At 75.5% G+C, this 26,468-nt stretch carries 23 protein-coding genes; 14 read left to right on the top strand and 9 right to left on the bottom strand.

What is annotated here, in order from left to right:
* Positions 1-54: 54 nt before the first annotated feature.
* Together ACFVUY_RS05865 and ACFVUY_RS05870 are read left to right on the top strand one after the other, a co-directional pair.
* Complete coding sequence (locus ACFVUY_RS05865) at positions 55-903, top strand: exodeoxyribonuclease III (protein ID WP_359913305.1); 849 nt, start codon at positions 55-57, stop codon at positions 901-903.
* A 167-nt stretch (positions 904-1,070) separates the two neighbouring features.
* Positions 1,071-1,694 (top strand): hypothetical protein, encoded by a 624-nt coding sequence (locus ACFVUY_RS05870; RefSeq protein WP_387727643.1) that lies wholly within the window; start codon positions 1,071-1,073, stop codon positions 1,692-1,694.
* A 76-nt stretch (positions 1,695-1,770) separates the two neighbouring features.
* On the opposite strand, the gene ACFVUY_RS05875 is transcribed toward ACFVUY_RS05870, so the two are convergent.
* Entirely contained in the window at positions 1,771-2,526 is a 756-nt protein-coding gene (locus tag ACFVUY_RS05875) for a lysoplasmalogenase (RefSeq protein WP_387685112.1), read from the bottom strand.
* A gap of 483 nt (positions 2,527-3,009) precedes the next feature.
* Between ACFVUY_RS05875 and ACFVUY_RS05880 the strand changes: the two genes are divergently transcribed.
* Positions 3,010-4,569 (top strand): DUF2398 family protein, encoded by a 1,560-nt coding sequence (locus tag ACFVUY_RS05880; protein WP_387727645.1) that lies wholly within the window; start codon positions 3,010-3,012, stop codon positions 4,567-4,569.
* 233 nt (positions 4,570-4,802) lie between these two features.
* On the opposite strand, the gene ACFVUY_RS05885 is transcribed toward ACFVUY_RS05880, so the two are convergent.
* The 3 genes from ACFVUY_RS05885 to ACFVUY_RS05895 all read right to left on the bottom strand — a co-directional run bounded on the left by ACFVUY_RS05885 (position 4,803) and on the right by ACFVUY_RS05895 (position 7,285).
* Positions 4,803-4,982: a hypothetical protein gene (locus ACFVUY_RS05885; RefSeq protein WP_387685116.1), complete on the bottom strand. Its 180-nt coding sequence runs from the start codon at positions 4,980-4,982 to the stop codon at positions 4,803-4,805.
* Positions 4,983-5,102: 120 nt separating this feature from the next.
* The gene (locus ACFVUY_RS05890; RefSeq protein ID WP_387685118.1) at positions 5,103-6,734 is read right to left on the bottom strand and encodes a BCCT family transporter; all 1,632 of its coding nucleotides are present in this window, start codon (positions 6,732-6,734) and stop codon (positions 5,103-5,105) included.
* Positions 6,735-6,895: 161 nt separating this feature from the next.
* On the bottom strand, positions 6,896-7,285 hold the full coding sequence (locus ACFVUY_RS05895) for a MerR family transcriptional regulator (RefSeq protein ID WP_387727647.1): 390 nt from the start codon (positions 7,283-7,285) through the stop codon (positions 6,896-6,898).
* A 473-nt stretch (positions 7,286-7,758) separates the two neighbouring features.
* On the opposite strand from ACFVUY_RS05895, the gene ACFVUY_RS05900 reads away from it, so the two are divergent.
* Positions 7,759-9,006: a sulfite oxidase gene (locus tag ACFVUY_RS05900; protein ID WP_387727815.1), complete on the top strand. Its 1,248-nt coding sequence runs from the start codon at positions 7,759-7,761 to the stop codon at positions 9,004-9,006.
* 81 nt (positions 9,007-9,087) lie between these two features.
* On the opposite strand, the gene ACFVUY_RS05905 is transcribed toward ACFVUY_RS05900, so the two are convergent.
* Complete coding sequence (locus tag ACFVUY_RS05905) at positions 9,088-9,738, bottom strand: TetR/AcrR family transcriptional regulator (RefSeq protein WP_387727649.1); 651 nt, start codon at positions 9,736-9,738, stop codon at positions 9,088-9,090.
* A 98-nt stretch (positions 9,739-9,836) separates the two neighbouring features.
* Entirely contained in the window at positions 9,837-10,736 is a 900-nt protein-coding gene (locus tag ACFVUY_RS05910; RefSeq protein WP_387727817.1) for an acyl-CoA thioesterase, read from the bottom strand.
* Between the two features lie 146 nt (positions 10,737-10,882).
* Between ACFVUY_RS05910 and ACFVUY_RS05915 the strand changes: the two genes are divergently transcribed.
* A complete protein-coding gene (locus ACFVUY_RS05915; protein WP_387727651.1) occupies positions 10,883-12,268 on the top strand; it encodes an SWIM zinc finger family protein in 1,386 nt (461 codons plus the stop codon).
* Positions 12,265-14,985, top strand: a complete 2,721-nt coding sequence (locus ACFVUY_RS05920) for a DUF6493 family protein (protein ID WP_387727653.1) — start codon at positions 12,265-12,267, stop codon at positions 14,983-14,985. Before ACFVUY_RS05915 ends, ACFVUY_RS05920 begins: the two co-directional genes overlap by 4 nt.
* 109 nt (positions 14,986-15,094) lie before the next feature.
* Here ACFVUY_RS05920 and ACFVUY_RS05925 read toward each other — a convergent pair whose 3' ends face one another.
* From ACFVUY_RS05925 to ACFVUY_RS05935, 3 genes are all read right to left on the bottom strand, one after another.
* Positions 15,095-16,297, bottom strand: a complete 1,203-nt coding sequence (locus ACFVUY_RS05925; protein ID WP_387727819.1) for an MBL fold metallo-hydrolase — start codon at positions 16,295-16,297, stop codon at positions 15,095-15,097.
* A gap of 357 nt (positions 16,298-16,654) precedes the next feature.
* A complete protein-coding gene (locus tag ACFVUY_RS05930; protein ID WP_359913279.1) occupies positions 16,655-17,107 on the bottom strand; it encodes a MaoC family dehydratase in 453 nt (150 codons plus the stop codon).
* Positions 17,108-17,181: 74 nt separating this feature from the next.
* Positions 17,182-17,682 carry a pyridoxamine 5'-phosphate oxidase family protein gene (locus ACFVUY_RS05935; protein WP_387685128.1) on the bottom strand — a complete coding sequence of 167 codons (501 nt, stop codon included), beginning with the start codon at positions 17,680-17,682 and terminating at the stop codon, positions 17,182-17,184.
* Positions 17,683-17,799: 117 nt separating this feature from the next.
* On the opposite strand from ACFVUY_RS05935, the gene ACFVUY_RS05940 reads away from it, so the two are divergent.
* The 8 genes from ACFVUY_RS05940 (at position 17,800) to ACFVUY_RS05975 (ending at position 26,364) form a co-directional block, all read left to right on the top strand.
* Entirely contained in the window at positions 17,800-18,690 is an 891-nt protein-coding gene (locus ACFVUY_RS05940) for a hypothetical protein (protein ID WP_387685130.1), read from the top strand.
* Between the two features lie 137 nt (positions 18,691-18,827).
* On the top strand, positions 18,828-19,451 hold the full coding sequence (locus ACFVUY_RS05945; protein WP_387685132.1) for a hypothetical protein: 624 nt from the start codon (positions 18,828-18,830) through the stop codon (positions 19,449-19,451).
* A complete protein-coding gene (locus ACFVUY_RS05950; RefSeq protein WP_387727655.1) occupies positions 19,445-20,392 on the top strand; it encodes a hypothetical protein in 948 nt (315 codons plus the stop codon). Before ACFVUY_RS05945 ends, ACFVUY_RS05950 begins: the two co-directional genes overlap by 7 nt.
* Before the next feature lie 157 nt (positions 20,393-20,549).
* Positions 20,550-21,422 carry an SAF domain-containing protein gene (locus ACFVUY_RS05955; RefSeq protein WP_387727657.1) on the top strand — a complete coding sequence of 291 codons (873 nt, stop codon included), beginning with the start codon at positions 20,550-20,552 and terminating at the stop codon, positions 21,420-21,422.
* Complete coding sequence (locus ACFVUY_RS05960) at positions 21,422-22,915, top strand: hypothetical protein (RefSeq protein WP_387727659.1); 1,494 nt, start codon at positions 21,422-21,424, stop codon at positions 22,913-22,915. Before ACFVUY_RS05955 ends, ACFVUY_RS05960 begins: the two co-directional genes overlap by 1 nt.
* A complete protein-coding gene (locus tag ACFVUY_RS05965; protein ID WP_387685140.1) occupies positions 22,905-24,524 on the top strand; it encodes a CpaF family protein in 1,620 nt (539 codons plus the stop codon). The genes ACFVUY_RS05960 and ACFVUY_RS05965 overlap by 11 nt, the downstream gene beginning before the upstream one ends.
* Positions 24,524-25,489, top strand: coding sequence for a type II secretion system F family protein (locus tag ACFVUY_RS05970; protein WP_387727661.1), 966 nt, complete (start codon positions 24,524-24,526; stop codon positions 25,487-25,489). The genes ACFVUY_RS05965 and ACFVUY_RS05970 overlap by 1 nt, the downstream gene beginning before the upstream one ends.
* Positions 25,486-26,364: a hypothetical protein gene (locus tag ACFVUY_RS05975; RefSeq protein ID WP_359913793.1), complete on the top strand. Its 879-nt coding sequence runs from the start codon at positions 25,486-25,488 to the stop codon at positions 26,362-26,364. The genes ACFVUY_RS05970 and ACFVUY_RS05975 overlap by 4 nt, the downstream gene beginning before the upstream one ends.
* Positions 26,365-26,468 lie beyond the last annotated feature (104 nt).

Genomic DNA, 26,468 nt, shown 5'->3' on the forward strand with positions numbered 1-26,468 from the left:
GGACGGTATGTTCGGGGTGGGCCTCCCACGCGAGGGGCGGCCCACCCCGTCCGCATGCCCGTCCGCACCGAACCACCGGGAAGGCCGCCCGCCGTGACCGTCCGCATCGCCACCTGGAACATCAACTCCGTCACCGCGCGGCTGCCCAAGCTCCTGGAGTGGCTGGAGAGCGCCAAGCCCGACGTGCTCTGCCTCCAGGAGCTCAAGTGCGCGGCCGACGCCTTCCCGTACGAGGCGGTCCGCGAGCTCGGCTACGAGACGGCCGCGCACGGCAACGGCCGCTGGAACGGCGTCGCGATCGTCTCCCGGATCGGCCTGGACGACGTCGTGCGCGGCCTGCCCGACCAGCCCGGCTACCTCGCCGACGGCGCCCTGCTGCCCGAGGTCGAGCCGCGCGCCGTCGCCGCCACCTGCGGCCCGGTCCGGGTCTGGTCGGTCTACGTGCCCAACGGCCGCGAGGTCGGCCACCCGCACTACGAGTACAAGCTGGAGTGGCTGGAGGCGCTGCGCAAGGCCGCCACCGAGGACGCCGCGGGCTCCCGCCCGTTCGCCGTCCTCGGGGACTTCAACATCGCCCCCACCGACGAGGACGTCTTCGACGCCGCCGCCTTCGAGGGCCTCACCCACGTCACCCCGGTCGAGCGCGCCGCGCTGACGTCCCTCGGCGAGATCGGCCTCCAGGACGTGCTGCCCCGCCCGCTCAAGTACGACCGCCCCTACACCTACTGGGACTACCGCCAGCTGGCCTTCCCGAAGAACCGGGGCATGCGGATCGACCTCACCTACGCCAACAAGCCCTTCGCCGACGCCGTCACCGACAGCTACGTGGACCGCGAGGCCCGCAAGGGCAAGGGAACCTCGGACCACGCGCCGGTCGTGGTGGACCTGGACCTCGACGTCTGAGCCGCGCCACGGGCGTCACGCCGGGTCACGGGCCGTAACCCGAACGGTCGTGAGCGCTGGCCGAGCGCGGGGCGGGTGCCTACCGTCGGTGAATGACCGGGTGCAGTCGCTCGACCACGTGGACATGGGAGTCCCCGGCTGCGCCCGAGAATCCCGGAGGTTCCGGCATGCGCCCCACGCGTACGGCCGCCGCCGTCCTGATCGGCGCGACGGCGCTGACCGGCCTGACGGCCCCCCTCGCATCCGCCAGGGACGGCTCGGCCTCGGTCAGCCCGTCCCAGGCCGCACCGGGCCAGACCGTGACGGTCACGGTCTCCTGCGAGAAGTCGGACAAGCCCGACGCCAAGACCATCACCGCCCGCTCCGCCGCCTTCGAGGGCGGTCCGGCGACCCTCACCCTGGGCCCCGACGGCAAGCACAGCGGCTCCGCCCGACTGGCCGGCCAGCACGCCGGGGACAGCAAGGTCGACGGCACCTGCCCGGACGGCGGCGCCTTCGCGACCACCGTCACGGTCGCCACCGCGGCCTCCACCACCCCGGACAGGAGCACCGACAAGGACCTCCGGACGAATCCCGACAAGAGCCTCGGCGAATGGGGCGAGGCCGCGGGGGAGTGGGCCGGTTCGCTCGGGCAGTCCGGCGCCGGCAGCCAGCAGGTCGCCCCGCACGGCGCGGTGCAGACCGGCCTCGGCGGCTCGGTCGCGGCGGACCCGGCGGAGCTGGCCGGCGGCCTCGCGCTGGTCGCCGGCGGCGTCGGCGGCTTCTGGCTGCTGCGGAGGCGCGGTGCCTGACGGCCCCGCCGCCGCGTGCCCGCGCGCCCCTGCGCCGCGCCGCCGGACCTGACGGGACCGGCGGCGCGGCGGCGGGTCAGACGGTCAGCGGCTCGGCGCCGCCGTTGCGCCTGTCGGCCCCGGTGCCCTCGACGCCCTCGCGGTGCAGCCGGTCCTGGTGCCGGAGGGTGCCGTCGGCCAGCAGGTACTGGGCCAGCACATAGGTCGCCATGATCCAGAACTGATGGCCCGGCAGCTCCCGCCACTTCGCCAGCTGGGTGGCGATCAACGTGTCGGAGAGCAGGAACAGCGCCCCGCCCAGCCCGGTCCGCCAGCCCAGCCCGGCCGAGGTGACGGCCGTCGAGGCGAGCAGCAGGCTGTAGCCCGCCACCGGGACGCGCAGGTCCCCGAGGTCCGGCCAGAGCTGCCCGACCAGGGTCACCCAGGCCGTCGCGTACGCGGCCGCGACCATCAGCGCCCGGCGGCGGTCGGTGAGCGCGCCGCGCTTGACGAACATCGTCACGTAGCAGACGTGCGCCGCCGCGAACGAGCCCATGCCCGCGAGGAACGCGGGATCGTTCTTCAGCTGGAGCAGCACGTCCCCGCCCGCGCTCAGCAGCAGGGCCGGCGCCAGCAGCTTCGGCGCCTCCTGCCCGGCCTTCCTGGCCGCCGCCACGCTCTGGGCCGCCAGCAGCGGCATCAGGGCCGGCTTGGTGGCGTTCTGGAGCACCGAGGCACCGGAGACGATCGCGCCCAGGTGCGCCGCCGAGGTGGCCGCGAAGCCGCCCAGCAGGCCGGTGGCCGAGCGCAGGCGTGCCCCGAGGCCGGCGCGGTCGGTGGTACGGACAGTCATGCGTGCGCCTCTCGGTGATCCGCTGCTTCGGACCGACCCTAGAGGAGCCGGACCGGCGGCGGAAGGGCGGGTTACCGGCGCGTAACCCCGGTAGGCGGAGCCGGATGACGGGGCGGCCGGCAGGCGGAGCGCGGGCGACCGCTTCGAGGGCTCCTGCGGAGAGTTCCTCAGGAGGGCGGTTGCTGCCGACGGGTGGCCCGGGCACCGTCTAGTCTGGACCCCGACATGGATCAGCAGGACTACGCGGTCGGCGCCACCCGGGTGGCCGGCAGGCCGGACGGACGCGCGGGCGGGGCAGGACGGGGAACCGCCCACGCCGTCCTCGCCGTACGCGAAGCCGGTCCTGACGGCGGTCCCGCTGCCGGCTCCGCCACCGGTGCCGCCGGCGGCCCTGGAACCGGTCCCACTGACAGGGGAGCCGGAACCGGCCCCACTGACAGGGGACCTGGGACGGGCGCGGCGAGCGGTACCGACGACGTGCGGGTGACCGACCCCCCGGCCGCCGACGTGACGCTCTCGCCCGATCCGGGGCTGCTGCGCCTGGCCCACTGGTTCGCCGCCGCCGCCCCCGGTACCGCCGACGACCTCTGCGCGGCCTCCTTCGGCCTCTACCCCGCCCGCCACCTCGGCGCCGCCGCCGAGCCCGCCGCCGATCCCGGCGTCAGCTGGTGGCACGGCCCCACCGCGCACTCCGCCACGCCGGCGCGCCTCCGGGAGGACCGCACCGAGGGCGGCCTGCGCCGCGCCCGGCGCGACGACGCCGCGCTGCCCGTCGTCCGGTCAGGTGCCAAGCCGGGCAGGCCGGGCCGGCACCGCAGGCCCGAGCCCACGCGGGTGATGCCGCCCACCGTCGTGGCCCAGGACCGCTCCGGCGAGGAGCTCCCCTCGGCCGAACGCCGGATCGCCGCCCGGCTGTTGCTCGCCCATCCGCTGGTCACCGCCTCCGGCCCGCACGCCGACGGCTTCCCGCTGATCCGCCGTCACCGGGACTGGCTGGCCGAGCGCTTCGACACCCTGCTCGGCTACCGCCTCGTCGTCGGCCCCTGGCACGCCCGGCTCTGCAAGGCCGGCCTCGGCCCCGACGCCGCCCGCCGCCTCGAACACCCCGTCACCGGGGCGCCGTTCACCCCGGCCGGGTACGCCCAACTCGCCCTCGCGCTGGCCCTGTTGGTCGACGCCCCGGAGGAGCTGGACTACCGGCGGTTGCTCGACGCGATGGGCGCCGCCGCCCCCGAACTCACCGCCGAACCGACCGACCTCGCCATGGCGCTGGCCGCGCTGGCCGGCTGGCAGGTGCTCGGCGAGCTGCCGCCCGACCCGGCCGACGGCTCCTTCGTGCTGACCGTGGACCGCGAACTCGCCCGTGCCGTCCCGGCCGGCCCGCCCGCCCTCGCCGACGACGCCGCCGACCTGATCCGCCGCGCCGCCGACGCCGAGCCCGCCACCGCCGTCCGCCGGCTGCTCGCCGAGACACCCGCCGTCCTGGCCGCCGACCTCCCGGAGGACCACCGGGCCTGGCTGCAGGACCACCGGCTCAGCGGCCCGGCGGCGCTCGCCGAGTTCCTCGGCCTGGAGGCCGAGCTGCGGGCCGAGGGCGTCGCCCTGCTCGACCCGGCCGCCGAACTCACCGACCTCGCCCTCCCGGGTGCCGACACCGTCGCCCAGGCCGCCCTGCTGCTGGTCGAGCGCCTGGTCGAGGAGGTCCGCCCGCTGCCCGGCGAGGCGGTGGCCGGAGACGTCCCGATCCCGGACGCGCTGATAGACGGCGTCCTCGGCGACATCGCCGACGAGTACGGGCTGCCCGCCCGGTACCTCGCCGACCGCACCGCCCTGCGGCGCGACGCCCTCGACCTGCTCCACCGCCTCGCCCTGATGGCCCCCACCCCCCACCCGACCCGGCCCCCGGCCTGGCGCCTGCGCCCCCCGGCCGCTCGCTACGCCCCGGCTCCCGACCTCCAGCCCACCCCCGGCACCGGCCGCCACTCGCGCCCGGGCCCGCTGGTCCCGCCCCCGGCCGGCCCCCGCGCCGAGCAGCGGGCGTAGCGGGGGCGCCGCTCTCCGGCGGCGGGGCCCGGCTCGGGCGGACGACACGACGGGCTCGGGCCGGGAGGCGCTGCGCGTTCGGGCGGACGACACGACGGGCTCGGGCCGGGAAGCATGGCGGCTCCGGGCCGGGGAACGTGGTGGTTCCGGGCCGGGGAACGTGGTGGTTCCGGGCCGGGAGAGCAAGAAGCACCGGGTCCGGGGCGGGACCGCGGTGCCGGGCGGGGCGGTTGCTACTTGCTGGCGGAGGCGCTGGCCAAGGGGCCGTGTTCGACGGTTTCCACGGTGGCGCCGACGCCCAGGGTGCCGAGGGCGATGGAGACGAGGACGGCGGTGGCGGCGAGCAGCCGGCGGTGCCGTTGGGGCAGGGGGAAGCGCGGTTCCTGTTGGGGCGCCTGAGGGTTGGCGTTCATGACAGGGAGGTTTCCAGGGCGGCGTGAACGGTCGGTACGCGCGGGTGAAGTCCCGACGGGGGTTGGGCGTCGGTTGGCCGCACACGCCCCAACCGTCGCCGGCCGGGGCGTATGCACAGGTCAGCGGCGTGTGCCGGACTCGCCGACAGCTTCCCGGACGGCGTCCCGCAGGCCGTGCGGCGGGCGGAAGCGGGAGGGTGCGGCGGCCGGGTCCTCGCGGAGCTCCTTCACCAGCGAGACGCACAGCAGCAGCATCACCACCACGAACGGCAGCGCGACCAGGATCGTCGCGTTCTGCAGCGCGGTCAGCCCGCCGGCCAGCAGCAGGGCCGCCGCGACCCCGCCCATCAGCACGCCCCAGACCACCACCAGCCAGGTCCGCGGATGCAGCGAGCCCCGGCTGGAGAGCGAGCCGAGCACCAGCGAGGCCGAGTCGGCGCTGGTGATGAAGAAGGTCATCACCAGCAGCACCGCGACCACGCTGGTCACCGAGCCGAGCGGCAGCGAGCGCAGCATCTCGAACAGGGAGGCCTCCGGGCCCTGCGGGATGGTCGCGACCAGGTCGGCCGCACCGGTGGTGACCAGCCGGATCGCGGTGCCGCCCATCACGCAGAACCAGATGACCGTCGCCCCGCTGGGCACCAGCAGCACGCCGAGCAGGAACTGCCGGACGGTGCGGCCGCGCGAGATCCGGGCGATGAAGGTGCCGACGAAGGGCGCCCAGGAGAGCCACCAGGCCCAGTAGAAGATCGTCCAGGAGCCGAGCCAGCCCTCGTCGGTGAAGGCGCCGGTCTGGGTGGACATGGCGAGCAGGTCGGAGAGGTAGCCGCCGACCGAGGACGGAATCGCGTCCAGCACGAACACGGTCGGACCGACCACGAAGACGAAGACCATGATCAGCGAGGCGAGCACGACGTTCGCGGTGGAGAGCCACTTCACGCCCTTGTGCACCCCGGAGAACGCGGAGACCACGAACGCGGCGCTCAGCGAGGCGATGATGATCAGCTGGGCGTTCTGGGTGTTGCGGACGGACGAGATGTAGCCGAGCCCGTCGGCGACCTGGAGCGCGCCGAGACCGAGGCTGGTCGCGGAGCCGAAGACGGTGGCGAACACGGCCAGCAGGTCGATCGTCCGCCCGGCCCAGCCGTCCGCGCCGCGCTGTCCGATCAGCGGGACGAAGGCGGCGGAGATCCGGTTGCCCCGGCCCTTGCGGAAGGTGGTGTAGGCGAGGGCCAGGCCGCCGACCGCGTAGATCGCCCACGGGTGCAGGGTCCAGTGGAAGAGCGAGAACTCCAGGGCCTGCTGGGCGGCGGCCGAGCTCTGCGGCTCCAGGCCGGAGCCGGGCTGCGGGGTGGCGAAGAGCTGGAGCGGCTCGCCGACGCCGTAGAACATCAGGCCGATGCCCATGCCGGCGCTGAACATCATGGCGATCCAGGCGACGGTGGAGAACTCGGGCTCGTCGTCGTCGCGGCCGAGCCGGATCCGGCCGAAGCGGCTGAACGCGAGCAGCAGGGCGACGACGAGGAAGACGTCGGCGGCCACCACGAACAGCCAGCCGAAGTTGTGCAGCACCCAGTCGAGCGCCGTGCCGGAGGTGCGGCCGAGCGAGTCCTCGGCGAAGACGCCCCACGCGACCACCGCCAGGACCAGGACGGCGCCGATGCCGAACACCGCCCGGTCGACCGGAAGGGTCGCGGCGGGTTCGTCGGGCTCCTCCACGGGCTGGTCGGGCTGGGGCGGCTGGCTGCTCATCGGATGGACCTCTCGACATACTCGGCGCGCCCGGAACGCTCGGACCGTTTCGGAACGCTCGGAACGCTCGGGATCAAGCTGTATGTCGCACTATGTCCAGTTCGCTCCGCCGGTGGCGGGACGCCGCGCCGGGGGAGCGCCGGGTCGGGACCTGTGTCCCGTCAGGCCGCCCGCCCCTCGCCGTAGTCGTGCCCGTGCCCGGAGTCGCGCGCGGTGGCGAGGTAGTGGGAGAGCGCCCGGCGGCTGCGGGAGAGGTCCTCGATCCGCGCGTCCAGGCCGGCGAGCTCGTCGCGCAGGGTGGCCAGCAGCTCCGGGCAGGCCTCCAAGACCGGGACGGGACCGGTGGCGCAGGGCAGCAGCTCGGCGATGATCCGGGTGCTCAGACCGGCCGCGAGCAGACTGCGGATCTGCCACACCCGGACGGTGTCCTGCTCGCCGTACTCGCGATGGCCGGCCGCCGTCCGGTCCGGCTTGAGCAGGCGCTGCTCCTCGTAGTAGCGGAGCAGGCGGGTGGACACCCCGGTCAGGCGGGCGAGTTCTCCGATGCGCATGACCCGGCGAACGACGCCGCTCGCCGGGGTGTTCCCCGGGGGGCGGCCAGCCCATGAGGAACTCCAGTGCCACGTCGCGCAGTTCGCCCGTCGGCGTGGGCGGCCGGCCAGGGGATCCGGGTGAGCGGGGTGGCTGACATCGGGTGCTCCTTCGCGGGCCGGGGTTTCGCCGACAGCGGGAACGGTAGGTGTTCACACCAGTGAGAAGGTCAAGCCGGAGAGCGGGAGCCCGCCCGGGACAGCCTTCGGGTCCCGGCTCTGGTCGCGCGCACCGGCGAACCGTCCACGCCGACACGGAAGGAACGCCGTTCATGGACGACGAGGTCCGTACCCCGGACGAAGCAGCCCCGACGCAGGACGCCGGGACCGCGGCCACCCCGACGCGGGACGCCCCGGAGCAGGCCGGCCCGGAGCCGGTCGGCCCGGCGCAGCCCGTCCGCGACGACGGGGTGGACCGCCGGACGGTGCTGCGGATGGTCTCCGCCGCCGGGGCGCTCGTCGCGCCCGCCCCGGCCGTCCCGCTGCTCGCCGCGGGCCGGGCGGCCGCCGAGGAGGTGCCCGCGTCCGGTCCCCTGCCCGGCCCCCTGCGCGGGGCGGCGCCCGGGCCCGTGCCCGGGATCGTCAAACCGCTGCCCGCCGAGTGGTTCGTGCCGCGCGGCACCAACGCCGAGACGCGCTGGGACGCCTTCCGCGACGCCGACGGCCGTGCCGTCGTCCACCGGCACGTGCCGGTGGAGCGGTTCTTCGTCCGCAACCACACCAGCACCCCGCTGATCGACCCCGACACCTGGCGCCTCAGGCTTTTCGGCAGCGGCCTGCGCGGTGCCCCGACGTCCGGGCGCCCGGTCGAGTTCGGCCTGGACGACCTGCGGGAGCTGCCGTCCACCCGGATCAGCGCGCTGATCGAGTGCGCCGGCAACGCCCGCAGCTACTACTCCGGCCAGCAGAACCAGCCCGTCCCGGGTACGCCGTGGACCCTCGGCGGCGTCGGCTCGGCGAGCTGGCGCGGCGTCAGGCTGGCCGAGGTGCTGCGGGCCGCCGGGCTGACCGGGGCGGCGGTGGACGTGCTGCCCACCGGCCTGGACCCGGACTTCGTCGCCGGCGGCACCAACTACGGACCGGTGCGCCGCCCGCTGCCGATCGCCAAGGCGCTGGACGACGTGCTGCTCGCGTACGAGATGAACGGCGAGCCGCTGGCCCCGGACCACGGCGCCCCGGTCCGGCTGGTGGTGCCCGGCTGGGTGGGCATCGCCTCGATCAAGTGGGTGGGCAGCGTGGAGGTGGCCGACCACCGGCTGTACTCGCCGTGGAACACCGACTTCTACCGGATGTTCGGCCCGGAGTACCCGCCGGGCGGCGGCGACCCGCTCACCGAGCAGGTGGTCAAGAGCGCCTTCGAGCTGGCCGCCGGTGCGCGGCTGGCGGCGGGGCGCGAGCACCGGCTGCACGGGCGTTCGTGGTCCGGGGCGGCGGCGGTGCGCCGGGTCGAGGTGAGCGCCGACGGCGGCCGGACCTGGCGGCGCGCCGAACTGCGCGACGAGCCGCGGGCCGACGGCTGGACGCGCTGGAGCGTCGACTGGCGCCCCGAGCGGCCCGGTCCGTACGAGCTGCGCGCCCGCGCGACGGACCGCCGGGGCAACACCCAGCCCGAGCGGGCGGTGTTCAACCGGGAGGGCTACCTGTTCGGTGCGGTGGTGGCCCACCCGGTGACGGTGGTCTGAGCCGCGGCAGTGGTCCGCGCCGCGCCGGTGGTCCGCGTCCGTCGGCCCACCGGTCGGCGGGCGCGGACCACCGGCGGGCGCTCAGCCGGTGGACTGGACCTCGTACGGGGCCGGATACCGCGTCTCGTACGGGGTCAGCACCAGCCGCACCACGTCCTCCAGGCGCCGCCGGGCGTCCCCGAGGGTGGTGCGGCCGGTCACCCAGGCGGTCAGCTCGCCCTGCCAGGCGTGGGCGACGATGTGCCGCACCAGATCGCTCGCGGCGGCCGGCACCTCGGTCGTCACGGCTTGCAGGGCGGTGCTGTCGGCCCGGGCCATGCCCTGCAGGGCCTCGCTGGCGAACGGATCGGTGGAGGCGGCCACGGCCACCCTCAGCCGGGCGAGTTCGGGCTGCCGCTGGTAGGCCCGCATCCCGCCCCGGACGAACCGGACCGCCCGGTCGGTGGCCCCCGGCCCGGCTCTCGGCCCGCGCAGCTCGGCCACCAGGTCGGCCAGCAGGAGGCGATGCCACTCGGCGATCGCCGCCGCCAGGAGGTGGTCCTTGGAGGAGAAGTAGCGGTACGCCGTCCCCAGGGCGACTCCGGACCGCTCGCAGACCTGCTTCATCTGCATCCGCTCGACGCCGATCTCGTTCACCAGGGTGAGCGCGGCCGCGATCAGGCTTTCGCGGCGTTCGAGTTGACGCGGAGACATCGCCTCCACCGGCCGTGGTGACAGGTCAACCTTGGTCACCCGCACCATGATACGGGCCGGGGCCGCTCAGGAGTATGACGCCGTCCGGCCGCCTTCCGTTCGTCCTGGGGTCACCGGGGTACCGGGAGTGCCGGGTGTCACGAGGGGTCGCGGATCAGCGCCTCCTGGACGGCGGAGGCGACCAGTCGGCCGTCCAGGTCGTAGAACTCGCCGAGCGCCAGGCCCCGGCCGTCCGAGGAGGACGGGCTGCGCTGGGCGAACAGCAGCCACTGGTCGGCCCGGAACGGGCGGTGGAACCACATCGCGTGGTCCAGCGAGGCCATCAGCAGCCGGGGCGGTTCGGTGCGCTGGAAGAAGTTCGGCTGCATGTTCAGTCCGGCGGTGGAGGCCAGGGTGAGGTCGGACAGGTAGGTCAGCGCGCCGGCGTGCAGCAGCGGGTCCCCGTCCGGCAGCGGCGAGGCGGTGCGCATCCAGACGAACTGCTGAAGCAGTCCGGGGACGGCCGCCGGCAGCCCCAGGGCGTCCGCCGGGACGAAGCGCACGTCGAGGTCGCGGAAGCCGCCGTCCGCGGCGAGCGCCCGGCGGACCTGCTCGGGCAGCCCGGCGACGGAGTTCGGCAGCGACTCCGGGTGGGGCAGCGTCGGGATCTCGCGCTGGCGGTCGGCGGCCGGCTCGGGGTGCTTGAAGGAGACCGAGAGGGTGAAGAGCTCGTGCTCCTGCTGGAGCGCCGTCACCCGGCGGGTGGTGTAGGACGTGCCCTCGCGGACCCGCTCGACCAGGTAGTCGATCGGCCGGGCGGGGGAGCCCGGCCGCAGGAAGTAGCCGTGCAGCGAGTGCACCGGGCGCCGGTCCGCGCAGGTGCGGCCGGCGGCGACGAGCGCCTGCGCGGCGACGTGGCCGCCGAAGGCGCGCATCGGGGCGCCGGCGTGGCAGCGGCCCCGGAACGTGTTCTCGTTCAGCTGCTCGATCTCCAGCAGCCCGGCGAACGAGGTGGCCGGGCTGGGCCCCTGTTCGGCCGGGATGCGCTGTTCAGTCAGGTCTGTCACGGGCCAATAGTGGCAGAAGCCAACCGTGCGGCGATGTGACCCGGGTAACGTCCGGGTGCTCGGAAATCGGATAGAACACGTTTCACTTCAGCCAGTGGCCCACAGATCTGTCAGTGCCCTCACCTAGCGTGCTCGGCATGACGCAATCCGCACACGCGTACGCCTATCTGCGTCCTTCGGCCGTCCTGGACGGTGCCGGTGGACGCAGCCTCGACCTGGCCACCTCCGGCGGCGCCACCCCGCTCGGATCCGCCGCCAACCCGCGCTTCTTCGCGGGCTTCCTGGCCGATCCGGCGCCGGCCGCCGCCGCGCTGCTCGCGGTCGCGGACGTCGCCGCCGCGCGCTACTACCAGCCGCAGCTGCGCGCCTCGCTCGACCCGGTGGTCACCGCCAACGGGGACCGGCTGCGCTTCGAGTCCTTCTCGGGCTGCTGCGGCGTCTACGCCCGGCTCGACGTGCTCCGGGCCGGGCTCGACGGGGACGAGATCGGCCACGGCACCACCAACGTGGACGTCAACAACCCGCTGCGGGAGGCGCTGACCAGGATCGGCCCCGCCGACCCGCTGCACCTCGCGGTCGGGCCGGACGCGCTGGAGGTCACCAGCTTCGACGGGCCGCTGGTCGAGAAGAAGGTCCCGCTGCCGGAGCGCTGGCTGCGCGGCTTCGCCGAGACCCAGGTCGTCGCCGCCGGCTTCGAGCCGCGCGCCGAGCTGCCCGCCGCCGAGGCGGTCCGGTTCCTGCGCTCGCTGCCGCGCGCCGGGCGCGGCGGGCGGGCCGGCGCCGGCTGGGTCGTCCCGGCCGGAACGACGCTGCGGCCGACCACCCGGCCGGTGCCCGGCGCGGTCTGCCTGCCCGGGCCCGAGCGGCTGGTGGCGCTCCAGCGGGTGCTGCGGCACGCGCTCGCCCTGCGGGTGTACGGGCCGGTCGCGGCCGGGGAGCCGACCGCCTCCGCCTGGGAGGCGGTGCTGCCCGGCATGCGGCTGACCCTGACGCTCTCGCCCGACGCCTCCCGGGGCTTCTCCGGCGAGGGCGGGGTGCTCGACTCGCTCGCCACCGGGACGGCCGAGCGGGACGCCGAACTGATCGCGGTGCTGCTCGCCTGGGAGCCCCGGATCGAGGTCGGGGACCTCGCGGCCCAGTCCGGGCTGAGCCCCGAGCGGGTCCGCGCCGCGCTCACCCGGCTGGGCACCGCCGGGCAGATCGGCTACGACACCGCCGAGGCCGCCTACTTCCACCGGCAGCTCCCGTACGCCGCCGGGCGGGCCGAGGCGGCCAACCCCCGGCTGCGGGCCGCCCGGGCCCTGGTCGAGGCGGGCGCCGTCCGGCTGAAGGAGGGCGGGGCGACGGCCGTCGTCACGGTGGACGACCACATCCAGCGGGTGCGGACGGACCCGTCGGGGCGGCTGAGCTGCACCTGCCTGTGGTGGGGCAAGTACCGGGGCGGACGCGGGCCGTGCAAGCACGCACTGGCGGTCGGGATGGTGCGGGAGTCGGCCGCGGGGGCGAAGGGGGCCGGAGCGTGAGCACGACGGCGGATGCCGGCCGGCAGGGGCCGGTCGACGAACTTCTGACGGCCGTCCGGTCCGGACGGCTCGCGCGGATACCGGAGCTGCTGGCCGCCCTGGATCCGGCCCAGCGGCGGTCCGGCCTGGCCGCCCTCAAGGAACTGCGCAAGGAGCTGCGGCAGGACTGGTCGCGGGAGGCGGCCGAGGCCAGGGGGCGACTGCTGGTGGCCGGGGTCGGCTGCCACGCCGGCCCGGCCGGGGCCGCCGTCTGGCTGGCCGGCAGCGACTTCGCCGACCGCCCGTGGGCCCGCAACTCCGTGCTGCACCAGGTCATCGAGGCGCAGCCGGTGGAGTGGCAGGTCGAGGTGGTCACCCGGCTCGCCGCCCGGCCGGCGCGCAACCAGGGCTGGTCGATGTACCCGGTGATGGAGGCCGTGGTCCGGCGCACCGGCTGCGAGGTGCCGCGCGGCGAGACCTTCGTCCGGGGCTGGATGGACCGCACCGGCGACCTGGGCGGCGCGCGTCCCACGCTGGCCGAGAAGCTGCGCGAGGACGCCTTCACCCCGGTGCTGCTGCCCGAGCTGTTCGAACTCGCGGACGTCGGTTGGCCGCTGACGCTCCGGCTCGGCCCGCGCTCCGGCGACGTCTGGACGGAGGCGATCGGCGAACTGGCCGCGGCCGGCGTGGTGGACCGGGCCGAGGTGCTCGACCGCTGCCTGGCCCGGCTGCTGCGCGGCGGCAGGACGACCGACCAGCGGGCCTTCCTGGAGGTGCTGCGGGAGCTCGAACCGACGCCCGGGGAGTACGCGGCCCGGGTGCGCGACCTGGTGGCGCTGCTGGACGGCCCGTCGGTGCTCGCCGGGCACGCCCAGGAGGTGCTCGCCGGGCTGGACGAGGCCGGGCTGATCGAGCCCGAGGTGCTCACCGAGGCCTCGGCGGTGGTGCTCTTCCGGACCGAGAAGAAGCTGGTCCGAGCCCAGCTGGCCTGGCTGGACAAGGCGGCCCGGCGCGCGCCCGACCGCTCCGGCCCGGTGGTGCTGGCCGCGGCCGAGGCCTTCGGGCACCCCGACGCGGCCCTCCAGGAACGGGCGCTGAACGTGGTGGCCCGGCACCTGAAGGCGGCGGGGGAGGCGGTGGTGGCGGAGCTGCGGACCGCCGCCGAGGCCCTGAACCCGGCCCACCACCGGCGCGCGGGCGACCTGCTCGGCGCACCGGTCGGCGACGGTGACGGCGACGGCGACCCGGAAACCGGGTGGAACGACGTCCTCCCGCCGGTCCCCGAGCCGCGCCGGCTCGGCGCTCCGATCGGTTCGGTGGGCGAACTCGCGGAGGAGCTGTCCGCCCTGCTGGCCGGGCGCGAGCCCGGTGTGGCGGACTTCGAGCGGGTGCTGGACGGGCTGGTCCGGCTGAGCCGCCTGGACCGCAAGGCGCTGGCCGAGGCGGTGGAGCCGGTCCGCCGGGTGCACCGCTGGAACGGCACCGGCAGTTGGGGGGACTGCACGCCCGGGGAGATCCTCCACGTGGTGGCCGCGGTGGCCGGCGAGACGCCGCCGCGAACGTTCTGGGACCACTTCCGCGGCAAGGGCCGCTCCCCGCTGCGCGGCGCGCGCACCACCGTGCACGGCGCCGTCCTGGCCTCCCGGCTGGAGGAGGCCGCCTGGCAGGTCGTCCAGGCCCGGGTGCCGTACCTGCTCGCCACCCCGACCGACGCCACCGGCGCCCTGGACGCGGCCGTGCTGGTCGAGCGGCTCGCCGGGTACGAGGCGGCGGGCGTCACGCCGGGAAAGGCCGACCTGTCCCAGGCCCTGCTGCGGGTCGACGTGCGGGTGGAGGAGGCGGTGCTGAAGGCCGCCGAGGCGCTCGGCTCCCCGGCCGGGCGGTGGCTGGCGCACTGGCTGCGCACCGGCGGCCTGCCCGGGCAGCCCTCCGAGCGGGTGCTGTTCGCGCCCGGCAAGGGGGTGCGGCGCGCCAACGCGTACGGGGACCGCTGGTGGGAGGAGATCGAGCGGATCGCCGTCGCCCAGCCGGGCATCGGCGCCGGGCCGAAGGGGCCGGGCGGCGAGCGGCTCACGGCCGAGCTGCGGGCGCTGCTGGACGGCACCGAGCCCAGCGTGGCCCGCGCCCGCAAGGTGTACGACTGGAGCTGGCGGGCCATCGACCACTGGTTCGCGATGCTCCCCCGGCACCGGGAGGAGCTGGCCGCGCGCTGGCTCGACCCCTTCGCCGAGTGCGCCGACCGGGACGAGCGCGGTGCCGCCCGCTACCTCCCGCTGCTCGCGGAGGCCGGCGGTCCGGCCGGGCTCGCGCTGCACCTGGCGCTGGCGTACGGCCTGGGCGCCCGGCACGCCGAGGACCGGACGGCGGCGGTGGACGCCCTGCTGGTGCTCGCCGCGCGTGGCGACCTGGACGGCACGCTGCTGGGCCGCGAGCTGGGTGCCCTGGTGGCCTGCGGCACGGTGCTGGCCGGCCGGCTGGGGGCGGCGCTCGCGCTGGCGGCGGAGACCGGGGCCCGGGCGACGGTCTGGTCGGTGCTCGGGGCGGCGCTGCCGGGCCTGCTGGGGGAGGCCGACCCGTCGACGCGCGGGCTGGGCGACCTGATCGCGCTGGCCGCCGACTGCGCCCGGCGCACCGGGGCCCGCGGGCCGGTCGCCGAGGTGACGGCGGCGGCCGAGCGCGGGGGGTCGGGCCGGGTGGTCAAGGAGGCCCGGGCGCTGCGGGACGTGCTCGCGGGCTGAGGGGGCGGATGCCGGTCGGTGGCGGACGGGTGTCGGTCGGTGGCGGACGGGTGTCGGTCGGCGGCGGACAGATGTCGGCTGACGGCGGACAGATGTCGACTGACAACTTTCAGCGAACAGATTTTGAAATCTGTTCGCTGAAAGTTGTCGTCTGTTCGCGCGCCTCGGCCGCCCCCGTGGCCGCCTCCTCCTGCGGCCGCTCGCCGGCCAGGGGCGGGATGGCGCGCGGGGCGGCGACGGCCCGCCACCACAGGCGCAGGGCGGGCGGGGCGGCGGGCTCGAAGGGCTTGCCGGGACGGGGCACCGCGAGCCGGGCGCCGAGCGTCTGGGCCGCGGTGACCACCCGCTCGGCCGGCTCGTCCCAGGGGTGCAGCGCGAGGTTGAAGGTGCACCAGTGGATCGGCAGCAGCAGTTCGCCGCCCACGTCCAGGTGCGCCCGCACGCCCTCCTCGGGGGTCATGTGCACCTCGGGCCAGAACTCGCTGTACGCGCCGACCTGCATCATCGTCGCGTCGAACGGGCCGAGCCGGCGGCCGATCTCGGCGAAGCCGGGGAAGTAGCCGGTGTCCCCGCTGTGGAAGATCCGCCGCCCGCCACCGGCGACCACCCAGGACGCCCACAGGAACAGCGTGCTGGTGCGCGGTCCCCGGCTGCAGTAGTGCCGGGCCGGCGTGGCGGTCAGCGTCAGCCCGGCAACCTCGGCCGACTCCCACCAGTCCAGTTCGACGATCCGCGCGGCCGGTACGCCCCAGTGCTCCAGGTGGGCCCCGACCCCGAGCGGGACGGCGAACACCGCGCCCGTCCCGATCAGCGCCCGGACGGTGCCCATGTCGAGGTGGTCGTAGTGGTCGTGGGAGACCACCACCACGTCCACCGGCCCGAGTTCGGACAGCGGCAGCGGAACCGGGTGCAGCCGCTTGGGGCCGGTCCAGGAGAAGGGGGAGCAGCGCTCGCCCCAGACCGGGTCGAGCAGGACCCGCCGTCCGCCGATCTCGGCCAGGACCGTGGCGTGCCCCAGCCAGGTCAGCCGCAGCCCGGACTCCGGCGGCGCGGCGAGGTCGCCCGGGAGCAGCCGGTGCACCGGCACGGCGGCGGTCGGCGCGCGGCGGGTCTTGTCCCCGGCCAGCTGGGCGCGGGTGATCTCCAGCGGGCTGCGCTCGTACACCAGGCGGCGGGTGGGCACCGGGTTGCGGAAGGCGCCGTCGGCGAACTGCGGGGAGCGGCGGATGCGGGCCAGCCGCTCGCCCCGGGGCTCGGCGCCGAAGGCGTCGGTCCGGATCCGGTGCCAGGCGGCCCGGGGCAGTCCGGCCAGCCCGGGTACGGCGCGCTCGGCGGTGGGGTCGGCGGAGGGCGGGGCGAACAGCGCGGACAGACCGGCGAGGCGGGAGAACCACGGGGCGGGGCGGGGCACGGCTCCTCCAGGGACGGTCACGGCTACCGGGCGTGCCCGGGGCGCGCAGCGCAGTGGCGAATGGGGCTGCTGCGATACGACAACCATCTCGTCGGAGATTACTCGCCATGGGCCGTCCGGACCTGGTGGAGAGCCCGGCGCGGTCCAATCGGCGTACCCGGGAAGGCGGTGCCGGCCGGTGCCCGGGCGCCGCCCCGCTCTCTCCCCCGGGGGGACTTCCCCGGCCCCGGCCCTGGCTCTGGCCTGGCCCCGGCCCGGTCAGGCGTAGAAGCGGGTGATCGTCTCCGCGACGCAGTGCGGCTTGGCGCTCCGCTCGCTGGTCACGGTGAACCGCACCACCGCCTGGATCCCGCCCGGCACCTCGGTGGCCGAGAGCAGCTCGGCGGTGGCCCGGATCGCCGTGCCCACCGGCACCGGCGCCGGGAACCGCACCTTGTCGGAGCCGTAGTTCAGCGCCATCCGCACGCCCTCGACGGCGTAGCACTCCTTCGCCAGCACCGGGATCATCGACTGGGTCAGGTAGCCGTGCGCGATGGTCGAGCCGAACTGGCTCTCCTTGGCCCGCTCCGGGTCCACGTGGATCCACTGGTGGTCACCGGTCGCCTCGGCGAACAGGTCGATCCGCCGCTGCTCGATGGTGTGCCACTGACTGGTGCCCAGCTCGGTGCCGACGGCGGCGGTCAGCTCGGCGAGGGAGGCGAAGGTCGTCACGGTGCGCTCCTGGTGGGGACGGGCCCGGGGAGGGGTCAGGACGCCGGAAGCGTATGCCTACCCACCGGTATCTGTCAGGAGCCGAACGGAAAACCGGTGTTCACGGGCCCGGCGCTCACCGGCCCGGTGCTCGGCTGCCGGCGCGTCCGGCGGCCCGGGACGCCCGGCCCGGTCGGGAACAGCCGGCGGCCGCTGACCAGCTCCGGGACCAGCGCGACGAACAGCGGCTCCGGATCGCCCACCCACGGCCGCAGACCGGACCGCAGCACCCGTCTGACCTGCTCGGGATCGCTCACCACGTCGGCCCGCCCGTGCACCAGGACGCTCCACCCGGTGCGGGTGACCGGGTCCAGCAGATCCGCCTGGAAGGCCACCACCGTGCCGTCAAGCCCGCGCGCGGTGGCACTTCCCCGGCGTACGGCGAGCACCAGCCGCCCGTCCAGGACCTCGAAGGAGACCGGCAGGACGGCCGGCAGCGCGTGCTCGGTGTACACCACGCGCCCGACGGGCACGGTGCTGAGCAGCCGCAGGCACTCGGCCTCGCTCAGGGTCTCCACACGGTCCTCACGCTCCATGCGTCCGATCGTCCTCGGTCGGTGCGCGCACCGATAGGGCCCATGGTCCCTGAGCGGACGGGCCGGGAGCCCCGTCGGCGACCGTTCGGGGCGGTAGCCTGCCCGGCGGGTGGAGAAATGGTGCAGGAGGGGGACGGCCGGATGGCGGGCGGGGTCGATCTGGTGGTGATCGGGGCGGACGGCGGGCCCGACCGGGCCTTCGGGGGTGCGGCGCTCGCGGCGGACGGCGCCCGGCTGCTCGCCGACGTGCTGCCCGGGATGTGCTTCGACACCGGCGCGGCCGGCTGCCGGGTCACCACGGTGGCGCCGGACGCGGACGCCAACGCGATGCTCACCGCCGTCCGGGACGCCGCCCAGCACCCCGGCCGCTGGCTGCTGGTCTGCCTGGTCGGCCAGCTGGTGGTCGATCCGCGCGGGCGCCGGCTGGCCCTGGTCACCGCCGGCAGCACCGCCGACAACGCCTACCGCCGGGGCCTGGCCTGGGACTGGGTGGTCAGTGCGATGGTGCACGGGGACCAGGAGGAGGCGCTGCTGCTGGTCGACGCGGTGGTCGACCGCGACGCCTGGGCGGCGCTGGAGCGCGGCGAGGACGGCGCGGGCGAACTGCTGAGCTACTCAAGGGTTCCGCTGTGGGGCCGGATCGGCCGCCACTCCCCGGGCAGCCGCTACGCCCCGGGCAGACGCGGCCGGGACGCCGTCCTGCCGGGCGGGGAGGGCTCGTTCAGCCGGGCCCTGACCACCGTCCTGCGCCAGGGCGTCCCGGGTGCCCCCGCGGCCGTCGCCCCGCTCGATCTCCAGCCGGCCGTGGCCGCGCTGACGGACGGTGGGGAAGCGTCCGGTAGTTCGGGTGCGCCTGGCGCGCGCCTGCTCGTTCCGCCGCACGCCGGGCGGCTCCTGATGCGCAATCGGGCCGCGGTTCGGGGCGCATTGGCCGGATTGTCGCTTTCCGAGGAACTGTTGGCCGTTCTGTGGCGGGAAAGCGCCCCGACAGAACCTCCTTCCGCGTAAGGTCAGGGGGCCTGAGGTGTTGCCGTGATGGGGTGGGTTGGCGAAGAATCGATCCCCAGCGGAAACACCGGCGGGACGGCGGAATTCTCCTGGCGGCCGTGGATCACGGATCAGGTCGGTCGCAACGAGGTGGGGCCATGCGGCAGCGCGGAAATGTGTTGCGCCCTGGGGCGGTTGGAGTCGGTGGGGCGGTTCTGGTGTTGCTGCTCGGTGCTTGTGCGAGCAGTGGTGCGGGCGGTTCCGTCGATCGCATCGGGTCGGCCGCGCCCACTGTCGCGGGAGTGGACCCGCTAACTCCTTCGGGTGGTTCGGTAAACGGCTCGATCGCGCCGACCAGCGGTCCGGAAGGGGCCATGGGACGGCTGGCCCTGAAGGCCTATCAGGACTGGTGGCAGGTCCAGGCCCAGGTCTTCGGACGTTCGGATTCGGACGGTTACGCACTTGAGCAGTACTCTTCCGGGCGCGCCCTGTCCGACAGCCTGGTCGGCCTCCGGCAACTGCGCGACGCCAAAGTGGTGATGACCGGGACGCCGCGCAATTCCGCGGTGGTCAAGGCCATTGATCTGAAAGCCGATCCGCAGACCGCCGTGATCGAGGACTGCGTCGACCTGTCCGGCTGGCACCGCGTCGACGCCGTCACCGGGGCCGCCAAGGATCCCGGAGCACGTCTGAACCGGTACGTCGGAACCGCTTCCCTGCGCTGGTTCCAGGCACATTGGTTGATCTACGACTTCAAACGGGAGGTGGACCGGACATGCTGAACGCGCGGAAACCGGCCCGGCGAATCGCGATCGCCGCGTCGATGTCGGCCGGGTTGCTGCTGACCTCGGCGGTCAACGCGACCGCGGACGAACCGCCGAACGGCGGCGCCGAGCAGTGCTACCCGAACGTCATCTGCATAGACGTCAATTCCGGCGGATCGACCACGTCGCCCGGCGGACCGAAGCCCGGCGGTGGCGGCGGTTCGGACACCGGCCCGCAGCTGTGCAGCTACCACGAGGTCGCGTGGGCCTGCCACGACCCCCAGCTGGGCTGGTTCAACAGCGACAAGGGGTGCTACTTCCGCGCCCTGGACAACCCGCCGCCCGCGGGCGACCCGGCCTGGGACGGCCACGACCCGAAGGACGGCTCCCTCTACACCAAGGTCTGTCCGCAGACCGACGGCGGCCAGGGCGGCGCCGAGATCGTCTTCGAGGCCACCGCGCCGGGCGGGCAGAACGTCAACGCGGAGGCCATGGCCATCCAGCGGGCCTACGACCAGGTCCGCTTCCGGCCGCCGGTGGGCCGCGCCGCTCCGCAGACCACGGCGGTGGTCAACGCCCCGGTCTGGCTCTGGGCGGACGACGCCGCGCTGCCCGCCCCGGGCAGCGCGGCGGTCGGGGGCATCTCGGTCACCGTCACGCCCCGGCTGCTGAAGGCGGACTGGAGCTTCGGCGCGCACCTCCAGACCTCCTGCACCACGACCGGAACGCCGTACGACCCCAAGTACGGCGACGCGAAGTCCCCGGACTGCGGCTACGAGTTCAGGACCAGCTCGGCCGGTGAGAAGAACAGCGTCTTCAGCGCCACGGTGACGATGCACTGGGAGGCCGCCGTGGTGGTCACCGGAGGGCCGAACCCGCGGAAGTTCACGATCCCGGGCATCAACCAGAGCAGCAAGCCCTTCGAGCTCAGGGTCGCCGAGATGCAGGTGCTCAACTGAGCGCGGTCCGGTGACCGAGCTCCGGTGATCACCCACAGGTGATCGCCCGCAAGTGATCGCCGGCAAGTGACCGCACACAAGTGACCGTGCCGGTACGGCGATTCGCACACCGACCAGCCGTACGAGCCAGAGACGAACGAGGGAAGGGCGGAACCCGGTGGAGAACCGTACGTTCGCGACGCCGGGATCCGGCACCTCCGCGGGCGCGGCGGCGTCCGTGGCGCTCCCGGAGCAGCCGGAGCAGGCAGGTCCGGGCAAGGGCCGGGGCCGGGCGGCGCCGCACGCGCCCGGGCGGACCATGGGGGCGCGCCGGCGGCGCCCGGCGGTGCTGGCGATGGCGGTCGCGCTGATCGCGGCCGGCGGGCTGGGCGGGGCCGTGCTCTACAACAGCACCGGCCAGCGGGTCGCGGTGCTGGCGCTGGCCCGGGACGTGCCGTGGGGGCAGGTGATCACCGAGGACGACCTGGTGGTCGCCCGGATCGCGGGGGACCCGGCGCTGCGCCCGGTGTCGGCCCAGGACCGCGCGAAGGCGGTCGGCATGCGGGCCGCGACCGACCTCAAGCGCGGTGCGATGCTCACCGGTTCCGACCTCGCGCAGGGCCTGTCGGTGCAGCCCGGGCAGATCGTGGTCGGGGTGTCGGCCAAGCGCACCCAGCTGCCCGCCAGCCGGCTCCAGCCCGGTGTGCAGCTGGTCGTCGTCTTCACTCCCGACAACGGCCGGGCCGACTCGCTGCCGGCCACGGTGATCACCGTCGGCCGGGTGGACACCGACGGCAGCCAGGTGATCGACGTGGCGGTCGGTACCGCGGACGGGCCCCGGCTGGCGCAGTGGGTGGCGAGCGGGCGGATCCAGGTGCTGCTCGCGCCGCGGGGTGCGGCGGGCGCCCCCGGCGGCGGCACCGCGCCGGTCCCGGCACCGAGCGGTGCGCCCTCGGCCGCCGCCACCGCACCCGGGGGCGCGGCGCCCGGGGCCACCACGCCGGGCCCCGGCGCCGCCTCCGGGGCCCCGGCCGCGACGGGCGGCGCCTGATGGCCGTGATCGCGGTGGTCGGCGGCCCGGGCGCACCGGGAGCGACCACCACCGCCCTGGCACTGCTGCTGTCGTGGCCGCTGTCGCCCGGCCGGCGGATCCTGCTGGTCGAGGCCGACCCGGACGGCGGCGCGGTGCTCGCCGGCGCCCTGGAGGGCCGGGTCGAGGCGGTGTACGGGCTGCGCAACCTGGCCGTCGCCGACCGGCGCGGACTGCTCACGCAGACCATCTGGGAGCAGCTGATCGACCTCTCGCCCGAGGGCAACGCCGAACGGCTGCTGCTGCCCGGGCTGACCGACCCCACCCAGGCGCCCGGCCTCGCCTACACCTGGGAACCGCTCGCCGAACTGCTGCACGGCGTGGAACGGCAGGGCTACGACGTCATCGTGGACCTCGGCCGCTCCGGGGCCACCGGCCACAGCGCGGTGCTCGCCCGCCGCGCCGACGCGGTGGTGGCGACGGTGCGCACCACGCTGCGCGGGCTGAGCTCGGTCCGGCCCCGGCTCGCCGCCCTGACCGAGGACCTGGCCACCGCCGGTACCGGGGCGGACGCGCTCGGGCTGCTGCTGGTCGCCGAGGGGCCGTACACGAGGGCGGAAGTGACCCGCGAGCTCGGGCTTCCGGTGCTCGGGGTGCTGCCGCACGCCACCCGGACGGCGAAGGTGCTCTCCGACGGCGGGGACACCGGCGACCGGCGGTTCATCCGCTCGGAGCTGATGCGCACGGCGCGGTCGGCAGCGGACGAGGTGCAGCTGCTGATCCGCCGTCGGCGCCAGCGGCTCGCGCCGGGCGCGGCGCAGGACGCGGCGCCGGCCAGGCTGACGGCGGGCGGCCCGGCGGCGGCCCCGGTCGCGGCGGCGGTGCCGATGCCGCCGGTCCCGGCGGCTCCGGTGCCGGCCCCGCCGATACCGACCCCGCCCGTGCCGATGGCGCCGCAGCCGTCGATGCCCGCGCCCGCGCCCGCGCCCGTTCCCGGGGCCGGGCCCGTGCCGTCGTCCGGGACGGGGCCGGTTCCTCCGTCCACGTCCGCGCCGGGCCCGTACGGGCAGTCGGCGTACGGGCAGTCGGCGTACGGGACGGGCGGCCAGTCCGACCACGGGCAGCCGGGGTACGCCCAGCCGGGGTACGCCCAGCCGGGATACGGGACGGGCGGCCACGGCCCGTCGCCGTACCCGCCGGGAGGGTACGGCACGGCGGCCCACGGCCGGTCCGTGCACGGCCGGTCCGGCTACGGGACGGCGGAGGGCGAGCAGCCCTCGTACGCCCCGCCGCAGCCCGTCCCGCCGGTGATCACCACCGGCCCGGTGGCGCCGCTGGCCGGGCTGGCCCCGCAGCCGGCCGCGCCCGCACCGTTCCCGGCGCACGTCCAGTCCGCCCCGTACGGCGACCCGGAAGACCAGTACCCGCTCCAGCAGCCTGCGGTGACGAACCGTCAGGACGACACGGGCGGGCCGTACCCGAACAACCCCGGGGAGGTGCTCCGTGCGCGGTAGCCCCCTGCACCAGCGTCCCGCCTCCGATCCGGCCGCGCTGCCCTGGGCCGCGCCGCCGCCCGGACCGGTCGTCCCGCCGCACGGGTACCGGCCGGGGCCGGTCGCGCCCCAGCCCGCCCCGGCGCAGCCCGTCGTGCCCCAGCCCGTTCCGCCCGGCGCGGCCGGGCCTGCCGCCGTGCCCTCCCAGCTGCCCTCGCTGGACCTGCGCGGCTCCGCCACCCGGCCCGCCGTCGACCCGCAGGTCGCCCGGGAGCTCAAGCGCCAGGTCGCGGCCGAACTGCACCAGCAGATCACCCGGTTGACCGCCGCCTCCGGTTCCGATCCGGACCGCGCCACCCGCCGCCAGCGCGGCCGGGCGCTGATCGAGGAGGCCGTCGCCCGGTGGTCCGACGCCTACGCGCAGACCCACGGCATCCCGCCCACCCGCGAGCAGGACCGCGCCCTCGCCGAGGCCGTCTTCGACCTGCTGTTCCGGGCCGGCCGGCTCCAGCCGTACCTGGACGACCCGGAGATCGAGAACATCCTGATCAACGGCTGCGACGACGTCTGGATCTCCAAGGTGCACCAACCCCTGCGCCAGGTACCGCCGGTGGCCGAGAACGACGCCGAACTCATCGAACTGCTCCAGGACCTGGCCCGCCAGCACGGCGGCGGCGAGCGCAGCCTCTCCACCGCCAGCCCGACCCTCGCGCTGCGCCTGGAGGGCGGCATGCGCCTCCAGGCGCTCACCGAGGTGACGCCCCGCCCGTACATCGCGATCCGGCGCCACCGGGTGGCCTCGGCGACGCTGCCCGAGATGGTCGAACTCGGCACCCTGGACGCCACCCTGGCTGCCTTCCTGGCCTCCGCGATCCGGGCCCGGAAGAACGTGATGATCACCGGTACCCAGGGCGTCGGCAAGACCAGCCTGCTGCGCGCGATGGCCGCCGAGATCCCGCCGGACGAGCGGATCGGCACCCTGGAGTCGGAGTTCGAACTCTGGCTGCACACCCTCGGCCACCTGCGCCAGGTCGTCCCGATGGAGGCCCGCGAGGGCAACGGCGAGCGCGTCGAGGGGCGCCTGGCCGGGGAGTTGACCATCGGCGACCTCATTCCGGCCGCGCTGCGCATGACGCTCTCCCGGATCATCGTCGGGGAGGTCCGCTCCGGCGAGGTCGTCCCGATGCTGCGGGTGATGACCAACGGCGAGGGCGGTTCGATGTGCACCCTGCACGCCCGCGGCCCGCACATGGTCGTCGACCGCATCGCCGAACTCTGCCTGGAGTACGGCTCGCACATGACCGACTCGCTCGCCTACCGGCTCACCGCCAACGCCCTGGACCTCATCGTGCACGTCACCATGGTCGACGAGACCGCCGTCGGCGGCCGCCGGCACCGCTTCGTCTCCCACGTCCTGGAGGTCACCGGCCTCGGGGAGAGCGGCCGGCCCGCACTGAACACCGTCTTCGGGCCCCGGCCGGACCTCGGCGAGCCGCGGGCCGTCCCGCACACCCCGCCGCAGTGCCTGGACGACCTGCGCCGGGCCGGCTTCGACGCCTCGCTGCTCGGCTCCCGGTACGGGAGTTGGGCCACCCCGCTCCAGCTGCGGATCGGCGGTGGCGCGCGGTGATGCTGCTCTTCGCCCTCTGCGGGCTGGCGGTCGCGGGCGGCCTGGTCGCCCTGGTGGCCTGGGCCCGCGGCAGCGAGCCCGGCGCCGAGGACGAGGCCGAGCGGGAGCCCAACCCGCTGGCCGGCCGGATCCACGTGTTCTGGTACGGCGCCCCCGGGACGGCCGCGCACCGGATGGTGCGGCTGCGCCGCGTCCAGCTGCCGCTCGCGCTCGCCGGCGCGCCGCTGGCCTGGCTGTTCACCGGAATCCCGCTGACCGCGCTGCTGGTGCCGCTGGCCGTCTTCGGCCTGCCCTGGCTGTTCGACACCACCCGCCCGGACACCCACCGGATCGAGCGGCTGGAGGCGCTCTCCGAGTGGACCCAGCGGATCGCCGACGTGCTGCTGCTCGGCGTCGGCCTCAACCAGGCCATCGTCACCAGCCGCCGCACCGCCCCGGCCGCCCTGGAGGACGAGATCGGCGAGCTGGCCGCCCGGCTGCAGGCCCGCTGGCGGCCCGAGGAGGCGCTGCGCGCCTTCGCCGACAGCCTCGCCGACGCCACCGCCGACAAGGTGCTCGCCGCGCTCGTGCTGCGCGCCGGGGACAGCGGCCCCGGCCTGGCCCGCACGCTCTCCGACATGGCCGACTCGGTGCGCGAGGAGGTCCGCCAGCGCCGCGCCATCGAGGCGGACCGGGCCAAGCACCGGACCACCATCCGCTGGCTGGTCGGCATCATCGTGCTGGTCGTCACCGTCGGCTCCTTCAACACCGAGTACACCCGGCCGTACGGGAGCTTCCTCGGTCAGGTGGTGCTCGCCGTGGTCGCCGCCCTGTTCGTGGCGATCATCGCCTGGATGCGGGCTCTGGCCTCCCACCCGCCGGTGCCCCGGCTGCTGACGCCGGACCGGCGCAGCAGGAGCGGGCGCCGGTCCGCCGCACCGGCGGCCGCGCCGGAGCCGGCCGAGCAGCTCGGGGAGGTCCGGTGATCTCGCCCTGGTCCGTGCTGGCCGGCGCCTTCGCGGCCGGCGGCCTCGCCCTGCTGGTCGCCGAACTGCGGCCGGCGCCGCCGGACCTGCGCCAGGCGCTGGACCGGCTGCACGCCACCCCCGCCGACCGCGAGCAGGACCCGGACGAGCGGCCCCGCTGGTACGACCGGATCGGCGAGCGATCCGTCCACCTGCGCGGGGTCTCCGTACCGCGCCGTGAACTCGCCCTGATCGGCCGCACCCCGGCCCGGTTCATGGTGCACAAGCTGCTGTTCGCCGCGCTCGGCCTGCTGCTGCCCGCCTACCTGGGGGCGATGGCCGTGCTGATGGACACCGGCCTGCCGTTCGCGCTGCCGCTGGTCGCCGGGCCGCTGCTGGCCGGGCTGCTCTGGTTCGTCCCGGACGCCGTGGTGCGTGGCGAGGCCAAGGAGGCGCGCACCGAGTACCTGCACGGCATCGCCGCCTACCTGGAACTCGTCGCGATGGAGCGGGCCGCCGACTGCGGCCCCGCCGAGGCGCTGCGCCGGGCCGCCGCGGTCGGGCAGGGCACGGTGTTCCGGCGGATCCGCGACGCCCTGGAGCGCGCTGCCACCGACCGGCTCCCGCCGTGGGCCGGACTCGACGCGCTGGCCGAGGAACTGGGACTCAGCCCGCTCCAGGACGTGGCCGACATCATGCGGCTGTCCGGCACCGACGGCGCCGCCGTCTACGACACCCTGCGGGCCCGCGCCAAGGGCCTGCGCGGGGAACTGCTCGCCGAGGACCTCGCCCGGGCGAACGCCGACAGCGAACGGATGGTCGCGCCCGGGGCCGCGCTGACCCTGCTGATGACCGTCCTGATCGTCTTCCCCGCCCTGCACCAGATGCTCAACTGACCCTGCTCCAGGGCCGCGTACCGTCCCCGACCAGACCTCGCCAGCCCCACCCGCCAGTTCAGAGCAGCCGGCACCACCACACCACACCGCCACATCCCCGGGAG

Source organism: Kitasatospora sp. NPDC058063, assembly GCF_042885395.1.
GTDB lineage: Bacteria > Actinomycetota > Actinomycetes > Streptomycetales > Streptomycetaceae > Kitasatospora > Kitasatospora lactacystinica.

Excerpts from the sequence above, each read along its gene's own strand:
- ACFVUY_RS05865 (WP_359913305.1), top strand. The coding sequence starts at position 55 with ATGCCCGTCCGCACCGAACCACCGGGAAGGCCGCCCGCCGTGACCGTC.
- ACFVUY_RS05870 (WP_387727643.1), top strand. The coding sequence starts at position 1,071 with ATGCGCCCCACGCGTACGGCCGCCGCCGTCCTGATCGGCGCGACGGCG.
- ACFVUY_RS05875 (WP_387685112.1), bottom strand. The coding sequence starts at position 2,526 with ATGACTGTCCGTACCACCGACCGCGCCGGCCTCGGGGCACGCCTGCGC.
- ACFVUY_RS05885 (WP_387685116.1), bottom strand. The coding sequence starts at position 4,982 with ATGAACGCCAACCCTCAGGCGCCCCAACAGGAACCGCGCTTCCCCCTG.
- ACFVUY_RS05890 (WP_387685118.1), bottom strand. The coding sequence starts at position 6,734 with ATGAGCAGCCAGCCGCCCCAGCCCGACCAGCCCGTGGAGGAGCCCGAC.
- ACFVUY_RS05895 (WP_387727647.1), bottom strand. The coding sequence starts at position 7,285 with ATGCGCATCGGAGAACTCGCCCGCCTGACCGGGGTGTCCACCCGCCTG.
- ACFVUY_RS05900 (WP_387727815.1), top strand. The coding sequence starts at position 7,759 with ATGGTCTCCGCCGCCGGGGCGCTCGTCGCGCCCGCCCCGGCCGTCCCG.
- ACFVUY_RS05915 (WP_387727651.1), top strand. The coding sequence starts at position 10,883 with ATGACGCAATCCGCACACGCGTACGCCTATCTGCGTCCTTCGGCCGTC.
- ACFVUY_RS05935 (WP_387685128.1), bottom strand. The coding sequence starts at position 17,682 with ATGGAGCGTGAGGACCGTGTGGAGACCCTGAGCGAGGCCGAGTGCCTG.
- ACFVUY_RS05940 (WP_387685130.1), top strand. The coding sequence starts at position 17,800 with ATGGTGCAGGAGGGGGACGGCCGGATGGCGGGCGGGGTCGATCTGGTG.
- ACFVUY_RS05945 (WP_387685132.1), top strand. The coding sequence starts at position 18,828 with ATGCGGCAGCGCGGAAATGTGTTGCGCCCTGGGGCGGTTGGAGTCGGT.
- ACFVUY_RS05950 (WP_387727655.1), top strand. The coding sequence starts at position 19,445 with ATGCTGAACGCGCGGAAACCGGCCCGGCGAATCGCGATCGCCGCGTCG.
- ACFVUY_RS05960 (WP_387727659.1), top strand. The coding sequence starts at position 21,422 with ATGGCCGTGATCGCGGTGGTCGGCGGCCCGGGCGCACCGGGAGCGACC.
- ACFVUY_RS05970 (WP_387727661.1), top strand. The coding sequence starts at position 24,524 with ATGCTGCTCTTCGCCCTCTGCGGGCTGGCGGTCGCGGGCGGCCTGGTC.